This is a genomic window from Mycobacterium nebraskense (genome assembly GCF_002102255.1).
In the GTDB taxonomy this organism is placed as follows: domain Bacteria; phylum Actinomycetota; class Actinomycetes; order Mycobacteriales; family Mycobacteriaceae; genus Mycobacterium; species Mycobacterium nebraskense.
Genome location: NZ_LQPH01000174.1, coordinates 64,705 through 88,378 on the forward strand (window position 1 = coordinate 64,705; position 23,674 = coordinate 88,378).

Here is a 23,674-nt window from a genome sequence, read left to right on the forward strand (position 1 = left end):
CGGCGCATGGCACGAAATCCCGCCGCGCAGACCGCCTTCGGCCCGATGCTGTTGGCAGCCGTCGAACAGAACGAGCCACCGGGGCGCCGCCTCGTGGACGACGACCTCGCGGAACTGTTTCTGCCGACGCCACTGCGTTGGCTCGTAGCGGCGACGCGTGCGGCGCCGGTGCGCCGCTTGATGATCCGCGGATCGGAGTGGTCCGGCCGCGGACTGTGGGCGAACATGGCCTGCCGCAAGCGATTCATCGGCGACAAGCTGGCCGAGGCGCTCGACGGCATCGATGCGGTCGTCATCCTCGGTGCCGGATTGGACACGCGCGCTTACCTACTGACGCGGCAAATCCGCATCCCCGTCTTCGAGGTCGACCTGCCGGTCAACGTTGCCAGGAAGGTGAAGACGGTCCGCCGGGTGCTGGGCGGGGCGCCGATGTCGGTGCGGCAGGTGGCGTTGGACCTGGAGCGCGACGACCTGCTCACCGCCCTGGCCGAGCACGGCTATCGCACCGATTACCGGGCATTCTTCATCTGCGAGGGCGTCACCCAATACCTGACCGAAGCCACCGTCCGGCGGACGTTGGAGGGGCTTCGCGCCACCGCGCCTGGCAGCCGTTTGGTATTCACTTACGTCCGGCGGGATTTCATCGACGGCACGAATCGGTACGGCACCCGCACGCTCTATCGCAGCGTCCGCCAGCGACGGCAGTTGTGGCACTTCGGCTTACAGCCCGACGAGGTCGGCGCGTTCATCGGCCAATACGGTTGGCGGCTGGTGGAGCAGGCGGGCCCCGAGGAACTCCTCCAGCGCTACGTCGAGCCCACCGGTCGCAAACTCAAGGCCTCGCAACTGGAATGGTCGGCCTACGCGGAGAAGAGCTAGCGACGGTTCAGACCTCGATGACCGTCGGCACGATCATCGGCTGTCGGCGGTACACCTCGCCCACCCACTTGCCGACGGTGCGGCGCACGGCCTGGGCGATGCGCCCCGGATCGGTAATGCTGTCGGCGGCAAGCAATTCCAGCTCCGTCTCGACCCGGCGCCCGGCGGGTTCCAGCGCCTTGGGATCTTCGGAGAACCCGCGTGAATGCAGATGCGGGGCGGCCACCGGCCGCCCGGTGCCACGCTGGACGATCACCGTCACCGCGATGAAACCCGACGACAGGATGAGCCGTTCCCCCAGCGTGATGTCGCCGACATCGCCGCTGATCAGCCCGTCGACGAACATCTTGCCGACCGGCACCGCCCCCGCGATCGACGCCGAGCCGGCGACCAGGTCGACGCTGACGCCGTTCTCGGCCAACAGGATTGACTCCTCCGGCACTCCGGTGCTGGCCGCCAGCTTGGCGTTGGCGCGCAGCATCCGCCAGGTGCCGTGCACCGGCATGACGTTGCGTGGCCGTACACCGTTGTAGAGGAACAACAGTTCACCGGCGTACGCGTGTCCCGAAACATGCACGCGCGCTTGGGCATTGGTGACGACGCGGGCCCCGATCTTGGCGAGCGCATCGATCACGCCGTAGACCGCCTCCTCGTTGCCGGGGATCAGCGACGACGCGAGCACAATCAGGTCGCCCGCGGTCAGCGTGATGCTGCGATGCTCGCCGCGCGACATCCGCGACAACGCCGACATGGGCTCGCCCTGGGTGCCGGTGGTGATCAGCACCACCCGCTCGGGTGGCATCATCTCGGCGGCGCCGATGTCGATCACGTCGGAATCGGCCACCCGCAGGAATCCGAGTTCCCGCGCGATGCCCATGTTGCGCACCATCGACCGCCCGACGAACGACACCCGCCGGCCCAATGCGACCGCCGCGTCGATGATCTGCTGCACCCGGTCGACGTTGGAGGCGAAGCACGCCACGATCACGCGGCCCTCGGCGCCACGGATCAGCCGGTGCAGCGTCGGTCCCACTTCGCTTTCCGACGGCCCCACCCCGGGGATCTCGGAGTTCGTCGAGTCGCACAAGAACAGGTCCACCCCGGCGTCACCGAGCCGGGACATGCCGGGCAGATCGGTGGGCCGGCCGTCGAGGGGAAGCTGGTCCAGCTTGATGTCGCCGGTGTGCAAGACCGTTCCCGCACCGGTGTGTAAGGCGATCGCCAGCGCATCCGGAATGGAGTGGTTGACGGCGAAGTATTCGCACTCGAAGACGCCGTGGGTGCTCCGCTGCCCCTCGGTGACCTCGACGAACACCGGCTTGAGCCGGTGCTCACGGCATTTCGCGGCGACCAGCGCCAGGGTGAACTTCGACCCGACTACCGGGATGTCCGGACGCAGCTTGAGCAAGAACGGAATGGCGCCGATGTGGTCCTCGTGCGCATGGGTCAGCACCAGCGCCTCGATGTCGTCGAGCCGGTCTTCGATGTGACGAAGATCCGGCAGGATCAAGTCGACACCGGGTTCGTCATGGGTGGGGAAAAGCACCCCGCAGTCGATGATCAACAACCGGCCCAGGTGCTCGAAAACCGTCATGTTGCGGCCGATTTCGTTGATGCCGCCCAGCGCGGTGACTCGCAACCCACCAGTGGTCAAGGGACCAGGTGGGGCGAGATCTACATCCACTTAGGGTCCACCCTCTGGCTCACCGGAGCACCGACGCCGCGCGCATGTCGGCGGCCAGCGCATCGATTTGCTCGGGCGTCGCCGGCATTTGCGGCAATCGGGGATCGCCAACCTCGATGCCCTGCAGGCGCAGACCCGCCTTGGACATGGTCACGCCGCCCAGCCGGCTCATGGCGTCGCACAGCGGGGCGACGGTGACGTTGATCTTCCGCGCGGTGGCGATGTCGCCGGAAGCGAAGGCGGACAACATTTCTCGGAGCTGACCCGCGGCCAGATGGGAGATCACGCTGATGAAGCCGGTGGCGCCCATGGCCAGCCACGGCAGGTTGAGCGCGTCGTCACCGGAGTAGTAGGCCAGTCCGGTCTCGGCGATGATCTGGCCACCACTGTGCAGGTCGGCCTTGGCGTCTTTGATTCCCACGATGTTCGGGTGGGCGGCCAGCGCACGGATGGTCTTGGTCTCGATCGGTATCACCGAGCGCGGCGGGATGTCGTAGAGCAGCACGGGCAGCTCCGTGGCGTCGGCGATGGTGGTGAAATGCGCGATCAGCCCGCTCTGCGGCGGCTTCGAGTAGTAGGGCGTCACGACCAACAGCCCGTGCGCGCCCTCGGCCGCGCAGGCCTTGGCCAGTCGGACGCTGTGAGCGGTGTCATAGGTACCCGCGCCGGCGACGACCCGGGCACGGTCGCCCACCGCCTCCAGCACGACGCGTAGCAGCTCCCGCTTCTCGTCGTCGGTGGTAGTCGGCGACTCGCCCGTGGTTCCGGAGACCACCAGGCCGTCACACCCGGCGTCTACCAGGTGGTTCGCCAGTTGTGCCGCGGCGGTGGTGTCGAGCGAGCCGTCGGGAGCAAACGGTGTCACCATCGCGGTCAGCACGGTTCCCAACCGTGCCGGGGCGTCGAATCCGACGGTGCTCACGGTCCTTAGGTTACCTGGCGGCGGCAAGGTATTTAGCAACGGCGCGGGCTTGCGTTGCGGCGGCCGGAAGGGGCGCGGCCAGCCTCAGGAGTCACACGCGTCCCGGCAAGTCCGGGTATGGCCAAAGTGCCCGCCTCTGAGCGACAACGCCGCGGTTTTGGATGCGGGCGACGGTTTTGGATGCGGGCGACGGTTTTGGATGCGGGCGACGGTTTTGGATGCGGGCGCCGATCTGGGTGTGGGCGCCGGTGACTGCAGTGACAGCTGGGGATCTCAGGCTTCGGTCGCCAGCGGGCTGGTGGCTACCTCGGTCCCGTCGGCCAGCGTCGAGATCTCGAAGTCGGCGAACGCCGCGGGCGCGGCGTCGGCGAGCTGGCGCAGGCACTCGATGGCCAGCCGCCGGATCTCCACGTCGGCGTGCTCGCTGGCGCGCATGGCGATGAAATGGCGCCAGGCCCGGTAATTGCCGGTCACGACGATGCGGGTCTCGGTCGCGTTCGGCAGCACGGCCCGAGCGGCCTGCCGGGCCTGCTTGCGCCGCAGGATGGCGTTCGGCTGGTCGGCGAATTTCGCCTCGAGCTTGGCCAGCAGCTCGGCGTAGGTGGCCCGGCTCGCGTCGGCGGCCTCGGTCAGGATCCGGTGCAGTTCGGGGTCGTCTTCCATGCCCGGTGGCACGACGACTCGCGAGTCGCCCTCGGGCACGTAGCGCTGCGACAGCTGCGAGTAGGAGAAGTGGCGGTGCCGGATCAGCTCGTGCGTGAGCGATCGGGAAATGCCGGTGATGTAGAACGACACGTGCGCGTGCTCGAGCACGGAAAAGTGCCCCACATCGATGATGTGCTTGATGTAGCCGGCGTTGGTCGCGGTCTTGGGATTGGGCTTCGACCAGCTTTGGTAGCAGGCCCGGCCGGCGAACTCGACCAGCGCCGGGCCACCGTCGGCGTCAGTGGTCCACGGCACGTCCGTCGGCGCCAGGAACTCGGTCTTGGCGATCAGTTGCACGCGCAGCGGCGCGGTCTCGGCCACGGCGCTCACCTTAACGTGGCGACCGTAGGAGGACCTCACCCGATATCAGCCGGGGCAACAGCGCGTCGCGGAACGCGGACAACCGTGCGCTTTCGGTACAACGCGCGTGGCACAGCACCCCCAGGCCGGTGATCGTTTGTAAGGCCGCTGTGGGCAGCCGCCGGACATCCGGGACGCGAACGTCCAGCAGATCGCGCGGGTGGATCCGCTGATGGCTCGCCGAAGTCCCGGCGACCCGGCGCTGCAGCCGTTGGGAGACGTCTGGTTGCCGCACGGCCGACCACAGCGCCGAGGCGTCGACGCCCGTGGGCTTCAGGACGACGAATTCGCTGCTGGCCAAGGCCATTTCCGACGGCAGCCGCACCACGTTCCAGATGCGCGGGATTCGGGGGTTCAGCTTCGCGAACAACACGCACGGCTCCGACAAGACGAACTTGCCGCTTCTGATGGACTTGGAGCTCACGACGCGGGGCTTCGCTCCGTCGTCGAACGCCGGAAGGCTGAAGTGTGCGACCACATGGTCGAACTCGGCCACATTGAGGAATGCCGTCGACCGGCTCGCCAGGCTGGACAGCGGCGCACGTTCGGGGGCCGACTCCGCGATGGCCGCCATCACGTGCTGGGCGGTCTCGATCACCCGTTCGTTGGCGGATATTTTGTCGTCGAGGGCGCCGAGCAGCTCGGCGATCGCCTCGCGCCGCGGCGCCGCCACGCTCTGCACCGCAACGTCACGCAGGATCCTCTGGCTGAGCAGCGGCTGTCCCGATCCGGAGCGGTGATCGCCCAGCCGGCAGGTTTGCAGCGCGTAGTACCAATACCGCGTCTCCCCGGGGTTCTTGGCGCGGCATATCAGCGCGTTCTCGGTGACCCAGGCGTCGGAGTCGCAATACCGCAGGCTGCCGCACTGCGCCCCGACGCGCCCGAGGACGATCAGTGGACCGGCCGCGTTGGGTTCGGCGGCATAACCGATGGCCCCGTTGGCGCCGTAGACGCGGAAGCGTCCACCCGGCGACCTCCGCGGCGCGCTGCTGCCGGTGCTGAAGACCAGCTGGTCGCCCAGCGTGGTGTTCACCGCAAGCGCTCCAGTTGTTGGCGCACAACATCTTCCAGGCGTGCGGATTCGTCGAGCGCGGCCAGCAGGTCGCCGGTCAGCCGGGCGATCTTCTGGTCGGCCGGCTCGCCGTCGTCCGCGGCGGTGGGCGGACCGACATAGCGTCCCGGCGTAAGGGTGTAGCCGGCCGCGGCGATGTCGCCGAGCGACGCCGACCCGCAGAATCCCGGAACATCCTGGTAGGTAATGCCTTTCGCGGCGGCCGATTCCGATCCGCGCCACGCGTGATAGGTGTCGCCGATCCGGACCACCTCATCGTGCGTCAGCGCCCGCTCGGCGCGATCCACCAGGTGGCCGAGCCCACGCGCGTCGATGAACAGCGCCTGCCCGGACCGTTCGCCCTTGTCCATGTCGAAGAACCACAGGCACACCGGAATCGACGTGCTGCGAAACAGCTGCGCGGGCAGCGCGACCATGCACGACACCAGGTCGGCCTCGACGATTCGCGCGCGAATGTCACCCTCCCCGACCGCATTCGACGACATGGAACCGTTGGCCATCACCACGCCGGCCCTCCCGCCGGGGGCCAGTTTGGACAGGATGTGCTGGATCCATGCGTAGTTGGCGTTGCCGGCGGGCGGGACACCGAAGCGCCAGCGCGGGTCGTGCTCGTCGCGGGCCCAATCCTTGATGTTGAAGGGCGGATTGGCCATCACGTAATCCATCTGCACGCCGGCGTGCTGATCGTCGACGAACGTATCGCCCCACCGCGCGCCCAGGCCACTGCTGTCGATGCCGTGCACGGCGAGGTTCATCTTCGCCATCCGCCACGTCTGCTCGACGCTTTCCTGTCCGCAGATCGTGACCTTCGCGGGGTCGCCGTCGCGTTCGGCGATGAACCGCTCGGTCTGCACGAACATCCCGCCCGAGCCGCAGCATGGGTCGTACACCCGTCCGTTCGATGGTTCCAGCACCTCGACGATCACCCGGACCACGCTGGGCGGGGTGAAGAACTCGCCGCCCCGCCGCCCTTCCGCGCGCGCGAAATTGCCCAGGAAGTACTCGTACACCTCGCCCATCAAGTCGCGGGCGCGACCCTGTTCGCCGAATCGCGCGGCGTCGAGCAGGCGCATCAGCTCACCGAGGCGGCGCTGGTCGAGCTTTTCGTACAGCCGCGGCAGCGACGCGGCCTCCATCGCTTCGTCGACGAGCCGCCCGATGTCGGGCGATTCCGCGTTGTGCGCCAAGAACTTCCACTGCGCATCGGAAGCATGCTTGAGAAACATCAGCCCGAGGATGACGTCCTTGTACTGGCTGGCCGAAAGGGAGCCGCGCAGCTTGTTGGCCGCCTTCCAGAGCGTGTCTTTGAGCTCTTTGTCCGTTGCCCGCATCAGCTGATCGCCCGCAGGTCGGCGGCCAGGTCGCCCCGGGTGGCGACGCGGAACCCGCCCAGGCCCAGCCACGACGCCATGGACCGCAGTTCGCCGGCCAGCGCCTCCACCATGCGCGGTCGCGGAGTGTGGGGCTCGCCGAACGCGCCCATGACACGCAGCGTGTCACCGGCCCGGTCGGCCTTGAGGTCGACCCGCGCGACCAGCTGCCCGTCCATCAGCAGCGGCCACACGTAGTAGCCGTATTGGCGCTTGGCGGCCGGCGTGTAGATCTCGATGCGGTAATGAAACCCGAACAGTCGCTCAACCCGGGGCCGAAAGAAGATCAGCGGATCGAACGGACACAACAGCGCGGTACCCCGGTCGGAACGCGGCACCGCCCGGCCGGTGCGCAGATAGGCCGGCGCGGGCCAGCCTTCGACGTCGATCCGCTCGATCTCCCCGGCGGCAAGCAGGTCGGCGACAGCGGGCTTGACCTGCTGGGCCGACAGCCGGAAGTAGTCGCGAAGGTCCGCCTCGGTAGCCACGCCCAGCGCGGTGGCGGCCCGCAGCGTGAGTTCCCGGACGGCCTCCTCGTCGTCGACCTCGCGGGCCAGCACGCTCGCCGGGAGCACCCGTTCCACCAGGTCGTAGTGGCGAGCGAAACCCACCCGGGTGGCGGTGGTGAGCCGTCCTGAGGCGAACAGCGCCTCGGCCACCCACTTGGTGTCGCTGCGTGTCCACCAGGTGCCCTTTTTCCTGCGCGGCTCGGCGGCCAGGTGCGCTTCGATCTGTCCGGCGGTGCTGGGCCCGAGTTCGGCGAGGGCGGCGACGATGTCGTCGGCGAGTTGGGGATTGGCCTTGACGATGTGGCTGCCCCAGCGGCCATGCCGATACTGGCGCATCCGCCAGCGCAGCAGCGGCCAGTCGTCGACGGCCATCAGCGCGGCTTCGTGCGCCCAGTACTCGGCCAGCAGCCGCGCGGAGCGCGGTCCCCAGGCCGCGCGGTCCAGCACGTCGCGGTCGTAGGGACCGAGCCGGCTGAACACCGGTGCGTAGTGAGCGCGCACGGCCACCGACACCGAATCCAGTTGCAGCACTTGGATTCTCGAGATCAGCCGCTTCAGGTGGGCACGCGTGATCGGACCGGCGGGCCGCGGCTCGCTAAAGCCTTGGGCCGCAACGGCGATCCGCCGGGCTTGCGCGGCCGACAGCCTATGGGTCCGGATCGACACGGCGCCGAGAATACCGCTCGGGTACGACAGCGCTCAGCGGCGACGCGGCCGGGGGCTCACCCCGTGCTGACTTTCCCGTCCAACGGCACCACGACGCTCGGCTCCGGTGCATTCTTCTGCTCTTGGTAGGCCGACTCGAGAGCGCCCGGAACCGCTTCGAGGTCGCGGTACACGCCCATCAGCTGCTCGAGGACGTTGATCCGTTGCTGGATCGCTTCGTCCGCCGTCCGTCGGGCCTGCTCACGGTAGTGATCGGCCTCCCGTTGGGCGTCGCGCCACGCCTTGTCGATCGCCGCTTCGGTTTCGGCACGCATGTCGGCCAGTTCGGCCTCGAGCTGTTTCTTGGTTTCCTCGTAATCGGTTTCCATGGCTTTTCGCTGCTCGGCCATCTCCGCCAACTCCTCTTCGTGCTTTCGCTGCGCGGCCTCCACCTCGGCCTGCGTCGCCGCGATCAGCGCGTCCGCCTCGCTTCGCGCCTCGGCCTGCATCTCGGAAACCTCGTCGACCGCGCGTCGCAACATCTTCGCCATCCGGCGCTGCATCGCGTGGGGTGAGGGTGAGGTGTCGGTGAGGACGGCGACCTCCTTGCGCAGCGCGGCCGTTTCGTCGCCGGCTTCCTTCAGCCGGCCCCTCAGGCTCTCGACGTCGTCGAGCAACAACTGCTGCTTGGTGGTCAACATCTCGATGTGGGCATCGACCGCTGACGGGTCGTAGCCCCTGAACATGCGAGTGAACGTTTTCGCGGGTTCGGGTATCACTGCCAATTCCCCCTTCTGGCAACGTGTGGTGACGTGGTGAGACCGACCCCCGCGTCCGAGTATGTCACGGGCGCGAAGGCCAACGCTCATGCCCGACGGTAGCTGTGCAGCCGGTACCGCAGCCCCGTGCGGCTAACCTGCCAGTCCCCCGTCTCACCCAGCCAGGTGTCGTCGAGCACCGGAGCCAGCGCGTCGTCGTCGTCGCGCCGCAGGTCGACTTCGACCTCGGTGACCTCGCACCGGGTGGCATGCGGCAGCGCGAGCAGATAGACCTGCTCACCGCCGATCACCCACGTCTCCGGCTCGTTCGCGGAACCCGCAAGGGCCGCCTCGAGCGAATCGACGACCTGCGCCCCGTCGGCCACGAAGTCGCTCCGGCGCGAGAGTACGACATTCTTGCGACCCGGCAGCGGCCGGACCTTGGTCGGCAACGACTCCCACGTTCGCCGGCCCATGACCACCGTGTGCCCGATGGTCAGCTCTTTGAAGCGGGCCAGGTCCTCGGGTACTCGCCACGGGATGTCGCCACCGCGGCCGATGATGCCCGACGTCGACTGAGCCCACACCAGGCCCACACGCGTCATACGGCGACGGGGGCTTTGATCGCGGGGTGCGGGTCGTAATTCTTCACGACGACGTCGTCGTAGGTGTAGTCGAAGATCGAATCCCTGTGCGCCAGTACGAGTTCGGGGTAGGGCCGCGGGTCACGACTGAGCTGGGTCCGCACCTGCTCGACGTGGTTGTCGTAGATGTGGCAGTCGCCACCCGTCCAGACGAACTCACCGACCGCCAGACCGGCCTGGGCGGCCATCATGTGAGTGAGCAGCGCGTAGCTGGCGATGTTGAACGGCACACCGAGAAACAGGTCGGCGCTGCGCTGATACAGCTGGCAGCTCAGCCGACCGTCGGCCACGTAGAACTGGAAGAACGCGTGACACGGCGGCAGCGCCATTTGCGGGATCTCCCCGACGTTCCACGCCGACACGATGATGCGCCGCGAGTTCGGGTCGGTCCGCAGCAAGTCCAGCGCCGCGCTGATCTGGTCGACGTGCTCACCCGAAGGTGTCGGCCAGGACCGCCACTGCACGCCGTATATCGGTCCGAGATCGCCTGTTTCACTGGCCCATTCGTCCCAGATGGTGACGCCGTGCTCGTGCAGCCAGGCGACGTTGGAGTCGCCGCGCAAGAACCACAGCAACTCGTAGACGACCGACTTGAGATGCACCTTCTTGGTGGTGAGCAGCGGGAAGCCGGCCGACAGGTCGTAGCGCAACTGCTGGCCGAACAGGCTGCGGGTCCCCGTGCCGGTGCGGTCGGATTTGGCCGTGCCCCGCTCGAGCACCAGGCGCAGCAGGTCCTCGTAGGGCTTGGGAACCGGCGCGGGGATCGGCACGCGGCCAGCTTAGCGGCGATCGCAAGCGCGGCGAAGCCGGGCGCGGCGGGTCGACGCGATAAATCAGGCGGGCGATCGCAAGCGCGGCGAAGCCGGGCGCGGCGGGTCGACGCCGCTAAATCCCGCCGCGGGGGCTCGGAGTAGAACGGAGGCCATGCCGAAAATTACTGACAGCGTCACGACCGCCGATGGCACCTGTCCCGTCGGCCTGTTCACCCCCGACGGACCCGGCCCGTGGCCAGGGATAGTCATGTACTGCGATGCCGGCGGGGTGCGCGACACCTTCGACCAGATGGCCGCCAAGCTGGCCGGATTCGGCTATGCGGTGCTGCTTCCCGACGTGTATTACCGCAGCGGCGATTGGGCCCCGTTCGACATGGCCACCGTGTTCGGCGACGAGCGGGAACGCAAGCGACTGTTCGGCATGATCGGCAGCGTCACTCCGGACAAGATGGCCAGTGACGCCGGCGCCTTCTTCGACTACCTGGCCGCCCGCCCCGAGGTGTCCGGGGAGCGCTTCGGCGTGTGCGGCTACTGCATGGGTGGGCGGGCCTCTCTGATCGTCGCCGGCCGGTTGCCCGAGCGCGTCGCCGCCGCGGCGTCGTTCCACGGCGGCGGCCTGGTGACCGACACCGCCGACAGCCCGCACCTGCTGGCCGACCGGATCACCGCCACGGTGTATGTCGGAGGCGCCAAGGACGACGCGTCCTTCACCCGCGAGGACGCCGAACAGCTCGACAAGGCGCTGACCGCAGCCGGCGTTCAGCACACCATCGAGTGGTATCCGGCGGCCCACGGCTTCGCGGTTCCGGACAACGCGCCATACGACCCCGCCGCGGCCGAACGGCACTGGCAGGCCATGACCGAGGTCTTCGGTTCGGCGTTACCGCGATAAGCCGTCCAGCAACAGCGTCGCGGCTACCGCCGCACCGTCGGTGCGGATCCTTGCGGCCACGGCGCGCGCCCGCCGGCGGGCGCGCGGCGTCAGCACCGTCTCGAGCGCGGCCGATAGGGACTCGGCGGTAGGCGCCGGACCGTCGTGCGCGCTGCCGATGCCCAGGTCCGCCACCCGGCCGGCCCAATACGGCTGGTCGGCCCCCTGGGGCACCACCACCTGAGGCGCACCGGCCCGCGCGGCGGTGGTCGTGGTGCCCGCGCCGCCGTGGTGCACGATGGCCGCGACGTGGGCGAAGAGCGCCTGATGGTTGAGCTCACCGACGGCAAGGCAATCGTCCCGGTCGTCTATCGGGGCGAGGCCGGACCAGCCCCGGTAGAGAATCGCCCGTCGGCCCTGGGCGCGGACGGCCTCGACGACCGCCCGGGAAAGGTGGTTCGCGGCGCGCATGGGCATGCTGCCGAAGCCCACGTACACCGGTGCCGGGCCGGCGTCGAGGAACTTCGCCACGTCGGGCGGGAGGGGACGCTCGTCGGGCAGGATCCACGCCCCGGTCTGGACCACGTCGAGCCCGCTGCGCTCCGGCCACGGGCCCAGGGTGGGGTCCGCGGCCAGCCACGGGCGCTCGGTGAGGGCGTAGTCGCGGACGTCGTCCACCGGCGGCAGGCCAAGCGACGCACGGTGACCGTTGAGCGTCGCGCGGAACAGCGTGTTGATGTGCTGGCCGTCCATCCGCCACAGCACCCGGTTGTCGATCACGCCCGCCGGCAACTGGCCGGCGTACGTCGGGGGCAGGTGGTGCGGTGACGGCAGAATCGTCGGTTGGTAGCTCACGTACGCGTAGGGAATGCCCAGGCGCTCGGCCACCGACCGCGCCCCCGCCGCGACGGGCGGGAAGCCGGTCGCCACCAGCAGGTCGCATCCGTCGGCCGCGGCGGCCACGGTGTCGAATTGCGCGGCGACGAGCCCGTCCAGGTGCCGGCGAAGGTCGTCCTCCGACGGCGTGAGGCCGGCCGCCGTAGCACGCCACGAATCGCCGAATGGCACCAGCGGCAAGCCGATACCGGCCAGCAGCTCCGCGAATTCCTGGTCCGGTGGCGCGCACACCCGAACCTCCGCGCCGAGCTCCCGCAACCGAACCCCGAGTGCCGCTAGCGGTTCGACCGCCCCGCGCGAATCGTGGGTGGACAGCAACACACGCATTCCGATGCTGTCACCTCCGGACGGTGTGGGGGTTGCGGCGGCCGCGGACCGACACATTCTCATGAAATGTCAGTTCGCGCCGGACCGTGGAACGCCTACCCTGGAAGGGATTCCACGCGTCGCGAATGTTGCGGCCCAGTAAAGGGTTTGCCGTTCCCGTCAGGCCCCGAGCTAAAAATCAGTGCGAGCGCAACTAGTTCGGGGGCAGGTCTACCAACTCGGCCAATCGGGCGCGGTGACGGTAGGCGGTGCCGAAGATCAGCTGGTCGCTCTTGGCTCGCTTGAGGTACAGGTGCGCGGGATACTCCCACGTCATGCCGATGCCGCCGTGCAGCTGGACGCACTCCTCGGCCGCCTTCACGGCGACGCCGCTGCAATACGCCTGGGCGACCGCCGCCGCGACATCCGCGTCTTCGTCGCCGCGGGCGCACGTGTCGGCGGCGTAGCGGGCGGCCGCCGTCGCGGCGCTGACCTCGAACCACAGATCCGCCAGCCGGTGTTTGATCTCCTGGTACGAGCCGATCGCGCGGCCGAACTGCTTGCGCTGCTTGGCATATTCGAGCGTCGTCTCGAAGCACCACTGGGCGACGCCGAGTTGCTCGGACGCTAGCAGGGCCGCTCCGGTGCGCAGCGCATCGGCGACCGGTCCATCCGCCGGCCCGACGCTTGACGAGTCCGCCGCCGAAAAACTCACATTCGCAAGGGGTCTCGTCATGTCCAACGCCAGTAGTGGCGATACCTCCACACCGGCCGCGGCGCGCGAGACGGTATGCAGCTCGAGTCCGTCCGGGCCGGCGACCGGCACCACCAGCACGTCGGCCTCAGCGGCGCCGGCGACGCTGGTGACCGATCCGCTCAGTCCGTCGGCGCCGCGGGTCACTGTCCCGACCGGATCGCCGGGCGCGGTCGACAGCGGCACCGCCAGCGCCGCCGTCAGTTCACCTTGCGCCAGTGCGGACACGGTTTCGGTGTCGCCGGCGCGCAGCAGCGCGACCGTGGCCAACAACGCGCTGGACAAGAACGGCACCGGCGCGGCGGCCCGGCCGATCTCCTCCATGACTACCGCGGCCTCCCGCGCGCCGGCGCCCGCACCGCCGAGTGACTCCGGGACCAACAGGCCGGCCACTCCCAGCTCGGCGGCCAGGGTCCGCCAAATACCCGAAAAATCCTGTGGCTCAGGGTCGTAGGCGCGTGCCACCGATTCGGAAGGGCAGCGGTCGGCGAACAGGTGCCGGACGCTGTCCCGCAGGGCCTCCTCGGTGTCGGAGTACAGCAAGTCGCTCACCGGTCGAGGTCCTTCCAGGCGACGTCTTTGTCGACGCGGTGCTCACCCGGCAGACCCAGGATGCGCTCGGAAATGGTGTTGCGCAGGATCTCCGAGGTCCCGCCCTCGATCGAGTTGCCGCGAGCGCGTAGGTAGCGGTACCCGGGCTCGCGTCCGACCAAATCGACGACTTCGGTCCTGCGCATGGTCCAGTCGTCGTACTGCAGCCCCGACTCGGCGTGCAGCTCGATGTCGAAGCCCGAAATGGCTTGGGCGAGACGGGCGAAGGCTATCTTCATGCCCGCGCCTTCCGGTCCGGGCTGCCCGGCTTGGGCCTGCTGCCGCAGCCGCTCGCCGGACAGCCGGAGGACCTCGGCGTCGACCCACAGCTTCATCAGCTCGTCGTGCATCGCGGGGTTGCGCAACCCGGGCTCGTCCCGCCACGCCCTGGTGACCTTCCCGATGATTCCGCCCTCGCGCGGCGTACCGGCGCGGCTACCGATGGCGACGCGCTCGTTGTTGAGCGTCGTGGTCGCGACCCGCCAGCCGCCGCCGACCGGGCCGAGCCGGTTCGCGTCGGGCACCCGCACGTCGGTGAGGAACACCTCGTTGAACTCCGCCTCGCCGGTGATCTGGCGCAGCGGGCGCACCTCGACGCCGGGCTGCGTCATGTCGCACAAGAAGTACGTCAGGCCAAAGTGTTTGGGCACCGTCGGGTCGGTGCGGGCGACCAGGATGGCCATCTGCGCGTGCTGCGCCATCGACGTCCACACCTTCTGCCCGTTGACAATCCAGTCGTCGCCGTCGCGGACCGCCCGGGTGGCCAACCCGGCCAGGTCGGAACCCGCGCCGGGTTCACTGAACAACTGGCAATAGACTCGCTCGCCAGTGAACAAGGGGCGCAGGAACTTTCGCTTCTGTTCGTCGGTCCCGAACGCCGCGATGGTGGGCGCCGCCATCCCCATCCCGATGAAGTTTTTTACGGTGCCGCCCACCGGCGCCCCGGCGGCGGCCAGCTGGGCGTCGACGAGTTCCTGGGCCTTTCGCGGCAGGTCCAGCCCGCCGAAGCCGTGCGGAAGGTGCACCCAGGCCAGGCCCGCGTCGTACTGGGCGCCAAGGAATGCGCTCGGGTCGGTGGTGGCCGGGTTGTGCTCGTCCAGCAGCGCCTGCACCCGGGCCTTCAGGTCCGCCGACCACTCCTCGGTACCCATCGCTAGCCCTGTGGCCGAGTCTGAAAGCCCTGCGCGGCACCGAGCAGCAGGCCGCCGTCGATGACCATCGTCTCGCCGGTGATCCAGCTCGCAGCGTCGGAAACCAGGAAGGCCACGGCGCCGGCCACATCGACGGGCTCGCCGATGCGTCCGAGCGCTATCGAAGAGGCGAGCGGATCCTCGTGGTCCTTCCACAGCGCCTCGGCCAGCCGGGTGCGCACCACCCCGGGGGCGATGGCGTTGACGCGGATGCGGGGCGAGAGTTCCAGCGCCAGCTGCTTGGTGACGTGGATCAGCGCGGCCTTGGTGGCGTTGTACATCCCCATGGCCGGCGATTGGTGCAGGCCACCGATGGAGGCGGTGTTGACGATCGCGCCGCCGTGCTCGCCCATCCATGATTTGACGACGAGCGAGGTCCACAGCAGCGGGGCCCAGAGGTTGACGTCGAAGATCTTGGTGAAGCGGGCGTGGTCCTGGTCGATCAGCGGGCCGTACGCCGGGTTGGTGCCCGCGTTGTTGATCAGGATGTCCACGCTGCCGAAACGCTCCAGCGTGAGGTCGACGCAGCGGCGGGCGGCGTCCTCGTCGACCGCGTGGGCGCCGACGCCCAGGGCGTTGCCGTCGACCTGTGCGGCGGCCTCGTCGGCGGCCTCCTGCTTGCGGGCGGTGAGCACCACATTGGCCCCGGCGGCCGCGAGCTGCTGGGCGATTGCGAGCCCGATTCCGCGCGAGGCGCCGGTGATGATCGCCGTTCGGCCGGTCAGATCCAGTGAGGTCATCGTGGTGCGCCTTCCGTCGCGCGAAAACCAACGGTTTCCCGCTCGCTACATGGATGTTTTACACGTGCGCGTTCGTGGTATGCGATTTGCATGTTCTCGAAATTAACCCTCACGAAAAGATTGGTGGTGGGCGGGGCCGCGGCCGCGGCAATCGCGGTCGCGCCGATCGCCATAACTGATTCTCTTGCTTCCGCGCCCGCGCCGTCCGCGGCGCCCACGCACGTGGTGTTCAAGGACGACCCGGGCGGCGGCGGCTGCGACGCCAACGGCAACTGCGGTTCGGGCGGCCAGTTCAACGGCCCCGGCGGCGGTCCCGGCGGCCAGGGCTGCGTCCCGGGCGTGGGCTGCGGCTCCGGCGGACAGTTCGCCGGTCCCGGCGGCGTGCCGGGCGGCACCGGATGTCTTCCGGGCGTCGGCTGCGGTTCCGGCCACGCCTGATCAGTTCGATCAGTTCGATCTCCGTGGCTCCCGGAGCCTGGCAATCCAGGCCCGGGAGTCGGCGGGGTCGATGACGTCGTCGAGTTCGAAGGTGGTGGCGGCCCGCAACGCCTTGCCGTGCTCGTAGGCCGCGGCCACCAGCTTGTCGAACAACTCCTGGCGCTTGCCGGGGTCACCCTCGGCGGCCAGCTCCTTGCTGAACCCGAGCCGGACGGCGCCCTCCAATCCCATACCGCCGATCTCGCCGGTCGGCCAGGCGACGGTGAACTGCGGGGCGCGGAAAGAACCGCCGGCCATCGCCATCGCGCCGAGGCCGTAGCCCTTGCGCAGGATGATCATTCCGACCGGCACGGTCAAGCGCGCGCCCAGAACGAACATCCGCCCGAACCGCCGGACCGCCGCCTCCTTCTCCGCGTCGGGCCCGACCATGAAACCCGGGGTGTCGCACAGCGAAATCACCGGCAGCCGGAACGATTCGCACAGGGCGAGGAAGTCGCCGGCCTTGTCGGCGGCCTCGGCGTCGATGGCACCGCCGACGTGGTGCGTGCTGTTGGCGATCAGCCCGTACGCCGCCCCTTCGACGCGGACCAGCGCGGTGACGATGCCGACGCCGTAGTCGGGCCGCAGGTCCAGCACGGAGCCGATGTCGACGATCGCCTCGATCGCCCGGTGTACGTCGTAGGCGCGTAACCGGTTCTGCGGCACCACATGCCGGACCAGCCGCGGATCCGGCGCCGCCCAGTCGTCCAGGGCGCCCTGGAAATACGACAGGTACTGCTTGGCCAGCGAGACCGCGTGCGCCTCGTCGCGGGCGACGAGGCTGACCACGCCGTTGCGCCGTTGCACGCCGATCGGCCCGATCGCCTCCGGCGGGTATACCCCGAGCCCGCCGCCCTCGATCATGGCCGGTCCGCCCATCCCGATGTTGGCGTCCGGGGTCGCGATGATCACGTCGCACACCCCGGCCAGCGCCGCGTTCCCGGCGAAGCACCGGCCCGAGACGATCGCTATCAGCGGGACCCGGCCGCTCAGCGCGGCCAGCATCCGGAAGGTCGGTACGTCCAGCCCGGCGGCGCCGCCGACGTCGGTGTCCCCCGGTCGCCCACCGCCACCCTCGGCGAACAGCACCACCGGCAGCCGTTTCCGGGCGGCCAGGTCGAACGCGCGGTCGGTCTTGGCATGGTTGCGCATGCCTTGCGTGCCGGCCAGCACGGTGTAGTCGTAGGACACGACGACGGCCTCGGCCGCCGCCCGCCCGAAACGGTCCGCGCCGATCGTGGCCAGGCCGGCCACCAGGCCGTCGGCCGGCGTGTTGGCGATCAGATCTTCTTCCGAGCGCCGGCTGCGCTGGGCCGCGATCGCCAGCGCGCCGTATTCGACGAAGCTGCCGGGGTCGATCAGATCGGCGATGTTCTCCCGCGCGGTACGACGACCATGCTTGTGCCGCTTGGCCACCGCGGCCTCGCGGCCCTCGTCGAGGGTGAACAGATGCCGCCTGCGCACCTCGTCAAGATCGGCGCGCGGCCGGTCGAGATCCATTGTGGCCGTGGCTGGGTCACCTGTGTCGCCGGTGCCCGTGCGGGTGAAGATCAGCAACGGGTCGCCGGTTCCGACCACCTGCCCGGGGGTCACCAGGGTGCGCACCGTCCGCAGCGCGTCGGGCGCGACGAGCACATGCTGCATCTTCATCGCTTCGAGGACGACGAGCTGGCTGCCCGCGCCGAAGTCGGCGCCCTCGGGCACCACCTCGATGACCGTGCCGGCCAATTGCGCGCGCAGCACGTCCTCGCCGGGACAGAGCTCGACCGGCGTGACGCGGACCTCGTGCTGGTGCGTCGACGCCGCTGCCGCCAGCTCGGGCAGCTTCTCGTCGACGAAACCCGTGCCTACCCAACCGGATTCCACCGCAGGGTCACTCAGCAGCTCGCGCAGGAAGTCGATGTTGGTGCGGACGCCCTCGATGCCGAACTCGGCGAGGGCGGTGCGGGCCTTGCGCAGCGCCGCCTGCAGCGACGACCCGTGCACGTGGGCGATGACCTTCGCCAGCAGTGAGTCGTAGTGCGGGTTGACGAGTAGCCCGGCCCGGCCGTAGGTGTCGACGCGGATCCCCGGCCCGCTCGGCGGCGAGAACGCGGTGAGCGTGCCGGCCGCTGGCACAACGGAGAGGTCGGGTGCGAAAGTCTCCGCGTTGACCCGCGCCTGGATGGCGATGCCGCGATGCGCGGCGGGCTCGCCGATGACCTCGTTGCCGTCTGAGGCGATCCCGGCCGGCAGCCCGAGCTGATAGAAAGAGGCGCCCCTGGCGATGGCCAGCTGCACGGCCACCAGGTCGAACCCGGTCGTCTCCTCGGTGACCGTGTGCTCCACCTGAATTCTCGGATTGACTTCGAGGAACACGAATTCCTCACCGCTGACCAGGAATTCGACCGTGCCCAGCCCGCGCAGCCCGACCCGCGCGCACAACCGGGCCGCGGCCCGGTGTAGGTCGTGCCGCAATCCGTCGGAAAGCCCTTGGGCGGGGGCCACTTCGACGAGCTTCTGGTAACGCCGCTGGATGCTGCAATCACGGTCGCCGAGCGCGAGCGCGCGGGTTTGGTGCCCCGCCGGCGCGGCGACGACCTGGACCTCGATGTGCCGCGCGCCGTCGAGCAGCGCTTCGGCGAATAGCGCCGGATCGCCGAAGCCCAGTTGCGCCTCCGCGGCGCACTGTTGGTAGGCGTCGCCGATCTGATCGGCGCTGCGCACCGCGCGCATTCCCCGGCCACCGCCGCCGGCGAGCGCCTTGATCATGATGGCGCCGCCCCGGGCTTCGAAGAATGCCTCGATGTCACCGAGGCTGCTCGGCCCTTCGGTCGCGGGCAACACCGGCACCCCGGCGGCTATGGCGGCGCCGCGGGCGGCGGACTTGTTGCCCACCAGCTCGAGCGCGTCGGCGTCCGGTCCGACGAACGTGTACCCGGCGCCGGCGCAGGCGCGGGCGAAATCGGCGTTCTCGCTGAGAAACCCGTAACCCGGGTGAATCAGCTCCGCGCCCGAGCTTTTGGCCGCGGCCAAAATGGCGGACTGGTCCAGGTAGGCTCGCGGCCCGGCGCCGGGCAGGCCGATCGCTTCGTCGGCGGCGTGCACATGCGGGCTCTCGGCATCGTCCTCGGCGTAGACCGCGACCGTTCGCAGGCCCAATTCGACTGCCGTGCGGATGATTCGGAGCGCGATCTCGCCGCGGTTGGCGACCAGCACGGTCGCGCTCATCGCAGCGGCTCCCCCCACTGCACCTGTTCACGAAGTTTGCCCTTGAGCAGCTTGCCGCCGGCGTTGCGCGGCAGCGCGCTGTCGACCACGCTGACGTACTGCGGCACCTTGAAGTCGGCGAGTTGCGCGCGGCAGTGGTCGAGCACCGCCGGGACGTTGATCTCGTCGGCCCCGCCGAACAACACCGCGCCCACCTTCTCGCCCATGACCTCGTCGGGAACCGCCAGCACGCACGCGTCCGCGACATGGGGCGCCGCCAGCAGCACGGCTTCCACCTCGACGCTGGATACGTTCTCACCGCCGCGGTTGATGATGTCCTTGAGCCGGTCGACGATGTGCACCCGGCCCGCCTCGTCCACCCGCACCACGTCGCCGGTGTGCAGCCAGCCGTCCACGACGGTCGCCGCGGTCGCTTCCGGCCGATTCCAGTACCCGGCGGTCACGTTGGCGCCGCGCACCACCAGTTCGCCGACGCCTTGCTCGTCGCCGCCGAACGGAATCAGGCCGAGGTCGACGGACGGGACCGCGTACCCGACCGAGTCGGCGTGCTCGACGGCGTCCCGGCTCGGCAGCACGGTCATCAGCGATGCCGTCTCGGTCATGCCATAGCCGTTGAACACCGCCGCCTGGGGGAAGGCGTTCTGCACCGCCCGCACCAACGACGGGGCGATCGGGGCGCCCCCGTATCCCACCCAGCGGACGCCGGAAACGTCGGCGTCGGCAAAGGCGTTGCGCCGCAACATCAATGCGTAGATCGCCGGAACGGTGACCATGACGGAGACGCGCTCGGCGGTCAGCGCGGCGATCAACCCGTCCAGGTTGAGGGCGGGCATGATCACCGATGCCCCGCCCAGCCGAGCGGCGGCCAGAAGCTGTGTGTTGCAACCGGTCACGTGGAACAGCGGCACCGAGATGAGCGTGCGCATTCCTTCGCCCAGGTCGCGCGGCTGGTCTAGGCAGCGGATCGCGTTCTCGGTGTTGGTCAGGAAGGCCTCGTGCGTGGTCGGTACCCCCTTGGGGTGGCCGGTGGTGCCCGACGTGTAGAACAGCGCGGCCACGTCGGCGCGGCCGAGTCGCTCGGTCACGTACGGCCGGCCGTCGGGCAGCGGGGTGTCCGCCGCCAGGTCCAGCGTCGCACCGGAGTCGGAGAGGACGAACTCGACTTCCGGCTGCGCCGAACGCGTATTGACCGCCACCGCAACGCCACCAGCCATCACGGTGCCCCAGAACGCCAGCGCCCAGTCGATGCCCGCGGGGTACCGCACCGCGACGCGGTCACCGGGTCGCAGCCCGCCCGCGCGCAGCCCACCGGCGACGCGCGCCGCGCGGTCCCACAGCTCGCGGTAGGTCAATCGGCCGGCACTGAGTTCGACCAGCGCCTCGCCGTCCGGGCGCTGCTCGACCTGTTCGGCGAGCATGTCCAGCAGCGTGGCGGGCAGATCGTCGTAGTGTGGGACGCCGTCGGCGTCGCGGGTCACGCCTGTCGTCGGGAACGGGTTGTGTTCGCGCGGGATTTCGATCACTGGAGCCATGCCCGGTCCTTACTATCCGGTGTCCTATCGTGATGGCGGTGACGATCGATGATTCCGCCATCATGCCCGAGGCGTTCTTTACTGTCGACGGCGACTCCTACCTGCCGGGCCCGATGACCCGGGGGCCGTGGGGCGCCGCGATGGGCGGCCAGATCGTCGGCGGGCTGTTGGGTTGGGGCATAGAGCGATCCGGCGTCGAGCCGGACTTCCAGCCGGCCCGCCTCACGGTCGACCTGCTGCGTCCGGCGTTGCTCGAACCAGTGCAGATTCGGACCTCGGTGCAGCGGGAAGGCCGGCGGATCAAGCTCGTCGACGGCGCGCTGGTGCAGAACGGAAACACCGTCGCGCGGGCCAGCGCGCTGTTCCTGCGCCGAGGGGAGCATCCCGACGGGGCGGTGTGGTCCGCCCCTCTGGCCATGCCGCCCCTTCCGGCTGACTCCGAGGGCTTCCCGGCCGACATGCCGTTTCTGATCTGGGGATACGGTGCCACCGCCGCGGGCAGTCCGGGCATCGCGGCCGGCGAGTGGGAACAGTCCCATTCCCAGAAGTTCGCCTGGACAAGGATCTTTCGCCCGATGGTGCAGGGCCACCCGCTGACCCCGTTCACCCGGCTGGCCTTCGTCGGTGACGTCACGAGTTCGCTGACCCATTGGGGCACCGGCGGATTGCGCTACATCAACGCCGACTACACCGTCACCGCGAGCCGCTTGCCCGACGGCGAGTACCTGGGGCTGGCCGCGCAAAGCCATTACAGTACGGCCGGAGTGGCCACCGGGGCCGCCACGCTGTTCGACCGGCACGGGCCGATCGGCACGAGCTCGGCGCTCGCCCTGGCCCAACCGGCCGAGGCGTTCAAGCCGACCTATACCTAGGGGGCTCATTCCATCAACTGGGCCGCAACCGTCGCGCCGAATTCCCAGCAGGCCGAGCGTCTTCTGGCCATGCACTATTCGGGCCGCGTCCCCTAATGTCCAACCATCGCGATTCAGTCCATCAAATGAGCGGCGACCGTGGCCCCGAGGTTCCAACACATCTCGACGTCGGCCTTGGTGGGCTTGCCCATCACCACGACCGTCTCCGCAGCCCTCACCCAGCCCAGCCCGGCAGTGATGCCGTCGATGGCCCGTTCGGCTCCCTCGGTGCCTTCATTGCCATGGAGGTAAACGCCGAACGGCCGGCCCTTTGTGGTGTCGAGCAGCTGGTAGTAGGCGCAGTCGAACGCGTGCTTGAGCGCCCCGCTCATGTAGCCCAGGTTGGCGGGGCTGCCCAACAGGTAGCCGTCGGCTTCCAGCATCTCGGCCGGCGACACGGTCAGCGCCGGGCGTCGAATGACCTCCACGCCCTCGATCTCGGGGTCGGTGGCACCGGCGACGACCGCCTCGAACATCTCCTGGCAATGCGGCGACGGCGTGTGGTGGACGATCAACAGCGTCTTGCTCATTGGTGGCCCTGCAATTCGAGCGCCGTCTTCATGGCTTCCCGCGCTCGCCGGCGGTCCCCCGCGTAGTCGTAGGCGCGGGCCAGCCGGTACCAGCGCCGCCAGTCGTCGGGATGGTCTTCCACTTCGGTGCGCACCGAGGCGAACAGCGCGTCGGCGGCGTCGCGCTCGATGCGGCCCGACGCCCGTCGCGGCAGCGCGCTGGTGTCGAGCTCCATTCCGTCTGCCGCGATCAGATTGGCCAGCTTCTGGTGGGCGAACCCGAACCGCAGGGTCGCCACCATGGCCCACAACCCGATCAGGGGCATGATCAACACCGCCAGGCCCAGCCCCAGGGCGGCCGCCCGGCCCGAGGCGATCATCGCGACGGCCATCCGCCCCAGCAGCACGAAGTACACCAGCATCGCCACGCACAGGAACGCGATGAGCAACTGTGTGCGCAGGGCGGCGTTCATTGCAGGTCGAGCAGGGGCTCGAGCCCCACGGTGAGGCCGGGGCGTTCCTTGACGCGCCGCACCGCCAGTAACACGCCCGGCACGAACGAGGTGCGGTCCAAGCTGTCGTGGCGGATGGTGAGCGTCTCCCCCTCGGTGCCGAACAGGATCTCCTGGTGGGCGACCAGCCCGGCCAGCCGCACCGAGTGCACGGGGATGCCGTCGACGTCCGCGCCACGGGCACCGGGCAGGCTGGTGGTGGTGGCATCGGGGTTGGGCGGCAGGCCTTTTCGCGCTTCGGCGATCAGCTTGGCGGTGCGCGCGGCGGTACCCGACGGGGCATCGGCCTTGTGCGGGTGGTGCAGCTCGATCACCTCGACCGAATCGAAGAAGCGCGCCGCCTGCTTGGCGAAATGCATCGACAGCACCGCCCCGATCGCGAAGTTGGGCGCGATCAGCACCGACGTGTCGGGGCTTTTCGCCAGCCACGCCTCGACCTGCTCCAGGCGTTCGGCGGTGAAGCCGGTGGTGCCGACGACGGCGTGAATTCCGTTGCCGATGAGGAACTCTAGATTGCCCATCACCACGTCGGGGTGGGTGAAATCGATGACCAGTTCGGTGTTGGAGTCGGTGAACAGGCTGAGCGAATCGCCGGCGTCCACCTCCGCGGACAGTGTCAAATCGTCGGCGGCTTGCACGCCCGCCACCATCGCCGAACCGACTTTGCCCTTAGCTCCCAAGACGCCTACCCGCATGAGCTTCACCCTAGACCGGGCCGATTCATCCACAGTTGCGTGTTTATCCACAACCGTCGTTATCTCGATGGCTGGGGCCGGGCCTGTTGCCTCATTTCAAGATGCGCGCGAAGGCGGATTCGTTGCCTCACGTAAACGTGCGCGCTTGTTTGTTGGTG

At 69.1% G+C, this 23,674-nt stretch carries 22 protein-coding genes; 4 read left to right on the plus strand and 18 right to left on the minus strand.

The genetic code is table 11. The annotated features are described in order from the left end of the window. Positions 1–6: 6 nt before the first annotated feature. Complete coding sequence (locus AWC17_RS28965; RefSeq protein ID WP_046183728.1) at positions 7–879, plus strand: SAM-dependent methyltransferase; 873 nt, start codon at positions 7–9, stop codon at positions 877–879. Between the two features lie 7 nt (positions 880–886). Here AWC17_RS28965 and AWC17_RS28970 read toward each other — a convergent pair whose 3' ends face one another. The 9 genes from AWC17_RS28970 to AWC17_RS29010 form a co-directional block, all read right to left on the minus strand. Continuing rightward, positions 887–2,563, minus strand: coding sequence for a ribonuclease J (locus tag AWC17_RS28970; protein WP_046183727.1), 1,677 nt, complete (start codon positions 2,561–2,563; stop codon positions 887–889). Between the two features lie 19 nt (positions 2,564–2,582). Beyond that, positions 2,583–3,485 carry a 4-hydroxy-tetrahydrodipicolinate synthase gene (gene dapA / locus AWC17_RS28975; protein WP_046183726.1) on the minus strand — a complete coding sequence of 301 codons (903 nt, stop codon included), beginning with the start codon at positions 3,483–3,485 and terminating at the stop codon, positions 2,583–2,585. Positions 3,486–3,758: 273 nt separating this feature from the next. Continuing rightward, a complete protein-coding gene (gene thyX / locus AWC17_RS28980; protein WP_046183736.1) occupies positions 3,759–4,511 on the minus strand; it encodes an FAD-dependent thymidylate synthase in 753 nt (250 codons plus the stop codon). Between the two features lie 10 nt (positions 4,512–4,521). Then, positions 4,522–5,583, minus strand: a complete 1,062-nt coding sequence (locus AWC17_RS28985) for a restriction endonuclease subunit S (RefSeq protein ID WP_046183725.1) — start codon at positions 5,581–5,583, stop codon at positions 4,522–4,524. Next, entirely contained in the window at positions 5,580–6,953 is a 1,374-nt protein-coding gene (locus AWC17_RS28990; protein WP_046183724.1) for a class I SAM-dependent DNA methyltransferase, read from the minus strand. The genes AWC17_RS28985 and AWC17_RS28990 overlap by 4 nt, the downstream gene beginning before the upstream one ends. Then, on the minus strand, positions 6,953–8,197 hold the full coding sequence (locus AWC17_RS28995; RefSeq protein WP_197083400.1) for a winged helix-turn-helix domain-containing protein: 1,245 nt from the start codon (positions 8,195–8,197) through the stop codon (positions 6,953–6,955). The genes AWC17_RS28990 and AWC17_RS28995 overlap by 1 nt, the downstream gene beginning before the upstream one ends. 26 nt (positions 8,198–8,223) lie before the next feature. Next, positions 8,224–8,925, minus strand: a complete 702-nt coding sequence (locus AWC17_RS29000; RefSeq protein ID WP_046183723.1) for a cell division protein DivIVA — start codon at positions 8,923–8,925, stop codon at positions 8,224–8,226. A gap of 86 nt (positions 8,926–9,011) precedes the next feature. After that, a complete protein-coding gene (locus AWC17_RS29005; protein ID WP_046183722.1) occupies positions 9,012–9,509 on the minus strand; it encodes a dihydrofolate reductase in 498 nt (165 codons plus the stop codon). Next, entirely contained in the window at positions 9,506–10,312 is an 807-nt protein-coding gene (locus AWC17_RS29010; RefSeq protein ID WP_197083399.1) for a thymidylate synthase, read from the minus strand. The genes AWC17_RS29005 and AWC17_RS29010 overlap by 4 nt, the downstream gene beginning before the upstream one ends. A 160-nt stretch (positions 10,313–10,472) precedes the next feature. Between AWC17_RS29010 and AWC17_RS29015 the strand changes: the two genes are divergently transcribed. After that, positions 10,473–11,213 (plus strand): dienelactone hydrolase family protein, encoded by a 741-nt coding sequence (locus AWC17_RS29015; protein WP_046183720.1) that lies wholly within the window; start codon positions 10,473–10,475, stop codon positions 11,211–11,213. Here the strand turns inward: AWC17_RS29015 and AWC17_RS29020 are convergent. The 4 genes from AWC17_RS29020 to AWC17_RS29035 form a co-directional block, all read right to left on the minus strand. Further along, entirely contained in the window at positions 11,202–12,416 is a 1,215-nt protein-coding gene (locus AWC17_RS29020) for a glycosyltransferase (protein WP_085165594.1), read from the minus strand. The genes AWC17_RS29015 and AWC17_RS29020 overlap by 12 nt on opposite strands. 193 nt (positions 12,417–12,609) lie before the next feature. Beyond that, a complete protein-coding gene (locus AWC17_RS29025) occupies positions 12,610–13,701 on the minus strand; it encodes an acyl-CoA dehydrogenase family protein (RefSeq protein WP_046186841.1) in 1,092 nt (363 codons plus the stop codon). After that, on the minus strand, positions 13,698–14,891 hold the full coding sequence (locus AWC17_RS29030; RefSeq protein WP_046186842.1) for an acyl-CoA dehydrogenase family protein: 1,194 nt from the start codon (positions 14,889–14,891) through the stop codon (positions 13,698–13,700). Before AWC17_RS29030 ends, AWC17_RS29025 begins: the two co-directional genes overlap by 4 nt. A 2-nt stretch (positions 14,892–14,893) precedes the next feature. Then, positions 14,894–15,670 carry an SDR family oxidoreductase gene (locus tag AWC17_RS29035; protein ID WP_046186843.1) on the minus strand — a complete coding sequence of 259 codons (777 nt, stop codon included), beginning with the start codon at positions 15,668–15,670 and terminating at the stop codon, positions 14,894–14,896. 90 nt (positions 15,671–15,760) lie between these two features. On the opposite strand from AWC17_RS29035, the gene AWC17_RS29040 reads away from it, so the two are divergent. Then, positions 15,761–16,108: a PE-PGRS family protein gene (locus AWC17_RS29040; protein ID WP_085165596.1), complete on the plus strand. Its 348-nt coding sequence runs from the start codon at positions 15,761–15,763 to the stop codon at positions 16,106–16,108. Positions 16,109–16,117: 9 nt separating this feature from the next. Here the strand turns inward: AWC17_RS29040 and AWC17_RS29045 are convergent, their stop codons facing one another. Both AWC17_RS29045 and AWC17_RS29050 read right to left on the minus strand, forming a co-directional pair. Further along, a complete protein-coding gene (locus tag AWC17_RS29045; RefSeq protein ID WP_085165598.1) occupies positions 16,118–19,357 on the minus strand; it encodes an acetyl-CoA carboxylase family protein in 3,240 nt (1,079 codons plus the stop codon). After that, on the minus strand, positions 19,354–20,889 hold the full coding sequence (locus tag AWC17_RS29050) for a class I adenylate-forming enzyme family protein (RefSeq protein WP_197083489.1): 1,536 nt from the start codon (positions 20,887–20,889) through the stop codon (positions 19,354–19,356). The genes AWC17_RS29045 and AWC17_RS29050 overlap by 4 nt, the downstream gene beginning before the upstream one ends. Positions 20,890–20,927: 38 nt before the next feature. Here AWC17_RS29050 and AWC17_RS29055 point away from each other — a divergent pair, with 38 nt between their 5' ends. Beyond that, entirely contained in the window at positions 20,928–21,761 is an 834-nt protein-coding gene (locus AWC17_RS29055) for a thioesterase family protein (RefSeq protein WP_197083490.1), read from the plus strand. Between the two features lie 113 nt (positions 21,762–21,874). On the opposite strand, the gene AWC17_RS29060 is transcribed toward AWC17_RS29055, so the two are convergent. The 3 genes from AWC17_RS29060 to dapB are packed head-to-tail and all read right to left on the minus strand — an operon-like array spanning position 21,875 to position 23,516. After that, entirely contained in the window at positions 21,875–22,330 is a 456-nt protein-coding gene (locus AWC17_RS29060) for a flavodoxin family protein (protein WP_046186148.1), read from the minus strand. Beyond that, a complete protein-coding gene (locus tag AWC17_RS29065; protein WP_046186149.1) occupies positions 22,327–22,782 on the minus strand; it encodes a hypothetical protein in 456 nt (151 codons plus the stop codon). Before AWC17_RS29065 ends, AWC17_RS29060 begins: the two co-directional genes overlap by 4 nt. Beyond that, positions 22,779–23,516, minus strand: coding sequence for a 4-hydroxy-tetrahydrodipicolinate reductase (gene dapB, locus AWC17_RS29070; protein WP_046186151.1), 738 nt, complete (start codon positions 23,514–23,516; stop codon positions 22,779–22,781). The genes AWC17_RS29065 and dapB overlap by 4 nt, the downstream gene beginning before the upstream one ends. Between the last annotated feature and the right edge of the window lie 158 nt (positions 23,517–23,674).